The 5292-nt window shown below is 72.0% G+C and carries 1 protein-coding gene; it reads left to right on the top strand.

All coding sequences use genetic code 11. The annotated features are described in order from the left end of the window. Positions 1–5219: filamentous hemagglutinin family protein (locus AC6LJ9_RS30125; protein ID WP_498150385.1), on the top strand; the 5219-nt coding region annotated here is incomplete at its 5' end. Between the last annotated feature and the right edge of the window lie 73 nt (positions 5220–5292).

Genomic DNA, 5292 nt, shown 5'->3' with positions numbered 1-5292 from the left:
ACCCGGCCGCCGGCCGGGTCGACCTGCGCGGCACGCTGCTCGGCGCGGCCAGCGGCTGGACCGATGCCGGCGGCACGCTGGTGCCGTTCCGCGCCGGCGCGATCGACATCGCGGCGCAGCGGCTGGGCGAGGGCACGCCCAGCGAGGCCTTCGCCGCGCTGAACGCGCGCCTGAACACCGCCGGCATGTACGGCGGGCGCAGCGTCCAGCTCAAGCAGGGCGACCTGGTGATCGGCGACGGCCTGAAGGCGGGCGAAATCAATGTATCGCTGGATGCGGGCAGCCTGACCGTGGCCGGGCGCATCGACGCCAGCGGCATCGAGGTCGGCACGATCCGGCTGGCGGCGCGTCATGGCTTGACGATCGGCGGCCAGGCCGTGCTGGACGCGCACGGCACGGGACTGCGCGTGGACGGCCGTGGCCAGATCATCGACAGCCCCAACCGCGCCATCGTGGAACTGAGCGCCGCCGACGGCCTGCTGACGCTGGCGTCGGGCGCCCGCGTCGACCTGCGCCACGGCACCGATGCGCCGGCCGGCAGGCTGGACGGGCGGGTGCGCGGCACGCTGACGCTGAACGCGCCGCGCACCGGCCAGACCAGCGGCGACATGCTGATCGACGCGTCGGGCGCGCTGGACATCCAGGGCGCGGGCGCCATCGTGGTCAACGCCATGTATCGCGACGCCGTGCTGCTGGACGGCAACGACGCGGCCGGCGGCAAGCCCTACAAGTACGTGGACCAGGACTACCTGAACCAGCGCCACGCGGACAGCGAGCGCTTCATGCAGGCGGCGCTGGCCAATCCCGCGCTGCTGCGCGGCAGGCTGGCGGGCCTGAACAATGCGCGCTACCTGGATGCGCTGCGCCTGCGGCCGGGCCTGGAGCTGTACGCGGCCGGCGACCTGGTGGTGCGCGGCGACCTGGACCTGTCCGGCCATCGCTACGACAGCATCGATCCGGCGCGCTCGCGGACGGCGCTGATCGGCTCGGGCGAATCCGGCTTCCTGACCCTGCGCGCCGGCGGCGACCTGCATGTCTACGGCAGCATCAACGACGGCTTCGCGCCGCCGCCGGTCACGCCGGACGATGACGGCTGGGTGCTCAAGCCCGGCGCGCTGTCCTTCGGCGGCGACATGGTCTTGCCGGTGGGCGGCGTGAAGCTGGCCGACGGCTCGGTCTTTCCGCCGCAGCGCACGCTGAACTATGACCTGCCGGTCAAGGATTTCAGCGTGGACGCCGGACAGCGCCTGCCGGTGGCGGTGACGCTGGCCGCGCCGCTGACGATTCCGGCCAACACGGTCCTGGGCGGCCCGGTGCTGGCGGCCGACGGCGCGCTGCTGTACGCCGCCGGCACGCTGCTGGGCGAGGCCGTGACGTTGCCCGCCAATGCGCGGCTGGGCGCCGGTTTCGTGACGCCGGCGCAGACGGCGGCCAAGGCCATGCTGTGGCCGGCGGGCGCGCCGCTGGCGGCCCGCATGACGTTGAATGGCGAGCTGACGCTGAAGATGGGCGCGCTGCTGCCGTCGATGACGAATGTCAGGCTGCCCGGCGATCCGATGGTGCTGCCGCTGCGCCCGGCCGACGGCCAGGGCAACATGGGCCGCAACTGGGCGGTGGCCTCGATGCTGCCGGCCGGATCCGAGTCCTGGTCGCTGCGCGCGGTGGCCGGCGCCGATCCCACGGCCGCCGACAGCCGCATCGCGCGGGCGCGCGACGGGGCCGGCAACCTGATCCTGGCCGATTCGCACTACACGGTGTATGACAAGCACGAGATCATCGTCACGCCTGGCACGCCGGGCGGTCCGCTCGGTCTCTGGTATTGCAACGATGTCTGCATGCTGACCTTCGGCGGCTCGCATCCTGAACTGAAGCTGGGCCAGCCGGTGTCGGACGCGGTCGCCGCACAGTGCAACGACGGCGTTTGCGAGAAGGTCCGCTACCTTTGGACAGAGATGGGCAAGGAGTGGTACGACGGCATGCTGGACGAGCCGGTGGTGGTCGGCGCGCCCGTGCCCAAGGTCTGGGAAGAGCTGGTCTGCGTCGACGCGGGCATCTGCCTGCCCCAGGGGGCGATGCTGCCCGGCACGCCGCCGGTCGAAACGATCGGCGGCCTGCTCGACCGCCAGATCGCCAGCCCGGCCTTCAGCGTGCTGCGCACCGGCGCCGGCGACCTGGAGCTGCTGGCCGGCGGCGACCTGCGCATGAAGTCGCCGTTCGGCGTGTACACGGCCGGCACCCAGGCCACCGGCGTGGACGCGGCCTTCCAGCGTGCGCGCGCGGTCAGCGCCGAGGACGGCAAGGTGCTGGACAAGCGCAGCCAGGACTATGAAAAGCTGGTGGCCGGCGACGACCGGCTCTACCGCGCCTGGTATCCGGAGCGCGGCGGCAACCTGCTGGTGCGCGCCGGCCGCGACCTGGCGGGCGACAGCTGGAGCAATGGCAGCTATGCCGGCGAAGGCCAGCGCATGACGCAGATGCCCAACACCGATCCGTCCAACTGGCTGTGGCGCCAGGCCGACGCGTCCCGCTCGGCGTGGTGGATCAACTTCGGCACCTACATCCGCGGCGCCGACGCACCGTATCTGGTGGGCTTCACCGGCTTCGGCACGCTGGGCGGCGGCGATCTGCGCGTGGACGTGGGCGGCGATGCCGGCGCGGTCACCCGGGTCGGCAATCCGATCACGGAATGGATCAACGGCGAATCGCCGCGCAGCCAGGGCCTGGTGCTGGCGGTGGGCGCCACCGGCCGCGCCCGCGCCGACGGCTCGTTGCTGCAGACGGGGGGCGGCGACATGGACGTGCGCATCGGCGGCGGGCTCAATCCCACGCAGAGCGCCTATATGGGCCTGAATGCCGGCCGCTACGAAAACAGCCACATGGCGCTGAACGGGCTGGCCGCCAACCTGCGCGGCCGCGCCGACATCCGGGCCGGCGTGCAGGGCACCATCGAGCGGCGCTACGGTCCCTTCGCGGTGATGCAGGATCTGAAGGAGAGCCGCGCCTATGACGCCTACGGGTCCACCATGGCGCTGGCCGGCGGCGGCCTGGCGCTGATGCCAGGCGATGCCGTGTTCAACCTGGAGGCGCGCGGCGACCTGGTGCTGGGCACGGTGCGCGATCCCGGCCGGCTCACGCCGCTGGACTACTTGCAGGCGGGCGAAGGCTGGTTCAGCCTGTGGACGCCGTCGTCGGCGATACGCATGTACTCGGCCGGCGGCAACCTGACGCCCGGCTCGCAGCTGGCGGACAGCAACTGGAACGGGTTGACGCCGACGGCCGGCCTGACCGGCATCCACTTCACCTATCCGTCCATCTTCACCGCCGCGGCGCCGTCGGGCAGCATTTATATGGGGCCGTCCGCCGCGCGCGGCCTGGACAGGGCACTGGGCTATTCCATGCTGCTGGCGCCGTCGCCCAACAGCGCGCTGGAACTGCTGGCGGGCGGTTCGATCTATGCCAGCGGTTATGCCGTCAATCGTTCCGGCGCCGACCTGTCGGCGCTGGCCACGCCGTTCGCGCCCGGCTTGTCCGGCGTGCGCGCGCCGGGCGCGCTGGGTCTGCCGCTGGACCTGCTGGCGAACGGTTCTTACACGGTGGTCGGAGCAGGGCCGGAGACGCCGGCGCAGATCCGGGCGGCGCAAGGCGACATCGTCGGCCTGAGGGTGGGTGAACGCTTCGAGTTCACCTCGGGCCGCATGGGCGGCCAGTCCTGGTATCTCAATGCCGGAGCCGTGCGCATGATGGCCGGGCGCGACATCGTCAACAGCGGGACGTCCTACGATGAGCCCTTGCTGGTGCCCGGCATGTTTGGCGCCGACACGATGGCCAATTCCATGGGCAATCTGTTCACGCACGGCTCGGACCATGACGTTTCCATCGTCAGCGCCGGGCGTGACATCGTGCGCAGCAACTTCATCGTGGCCGGCCCGGGCGTGCTGGAAGTCGAGGCCGGCCGTCATCTCCGGGCCGAGGACAAGGGCAGCCTGATCAGTCTGGGGCCGGTGGTCGCCGGCGACACGCGTCCCGGCGCGGCCATCGCGCTGACGGCCGGCGCGGGCGCGGCCGGCCCCGACTACCGCGCGTTGCTGGATTACTACCTGGGTGGCGCGGCGGATCCGTCGCGGCCGCTGGCCGATCAGGGCAGGCCGTTCAAGACCTACGAGGCCGAGCTGTTGCTGTGGCTCATCCAGCGCCACGGCTACGCGGGCGCCGCCGAGGATGCGCGCGCCTATCTGGCGGCGCTGCCGCCGGAACTGCAGCGCATCTTCGCCCGCCAGGTCTATTTCGCCGAGCTGCGCGCCGGCGGACGCGAGTACAACGCCCGCGACAGCGCGCGCCAGGGCAGCTACCTGCGCGGCCGCCAGGCGATCGCGGCGCTGTTCCCCGAGCGCGGCCCCGACGGCGCGGCGCGCGTCTACGACGGCGACATCACGCTGTACGGCGGAACCGGCCTGCGCAGCATCGTGGGCGGCGACATCCAGGTGCTCAGTCCCGGCGGCCAGCAGGTCTATGGCGTGGAAGGCGCGGCGCCGCCGGCCAGCGCCGGCGTGGTCACGCAGGGCGCGGGCGAGATCTCGCTCTACGCCCGGCGCAGCATCCTGCTGGGGCAGAGCCGGATCATGACGACGTTCGGCGGCGGCATCCTGGCGTGGTCTGCCGAAGGCGACATCAACGCCGGCCGGGGCGCCAAGACCACGGTGGTGTACACGCCGCCGAGGCGGGTCTATGACGCGGTCGGCAACGTGGCGCTGTCGCCGAACGCGCCGAGTTCTGGCGCGGGCATCGCCACGCTGGCGCCGATCGCGGAGGTGCCGGCCGGGGATGTGGACCTGTACGCGCCGCTGGGCACGATCGACGCGGGCGAGGCGGGAATCCGGGTGTCGGGCAACATCAACATCGCGGCGCTGCACGTGGTGAACGCGGCCAACATCCAGGTCAAGGGCGAGAGCAATGGCATTCCGGTGACGGCGACGGTCAACACCGGCGCGCTGGCATCGGCGAGCGCGGCGTCCTCGGCGGCGGCCAGCGCCGCGCAGGACTCGGTGCAGCGCGCCCAGCAGCAGTCGCGCCAGAACCTGCCGTCTGTCATCAGCGTGCAGATCCTGGGCTATGGCGACGAACCGGCCGCCGCCGCGCCCTCGGCCCAGCCGCGCGCTCCGGCGCCGGCCTACCGGCCGGACGGCGTGGTGCAGGTGCAGGGGGTGGACGGCGGCGGCTGAAATCCGTCTTTCTGTCATGCCGGCGTCACATTGGCAGGCAGCAAAAAACGGACCAGGGCCCGGAGATTTCCGG

This window comes from Achromobacter sp. 1011811831, from assembly GCF_059760905.1.
Note: the sequence above shows the minus strand (reverse complement) of the source record. Positions and strands in the feature narration are given on the sequence as shown.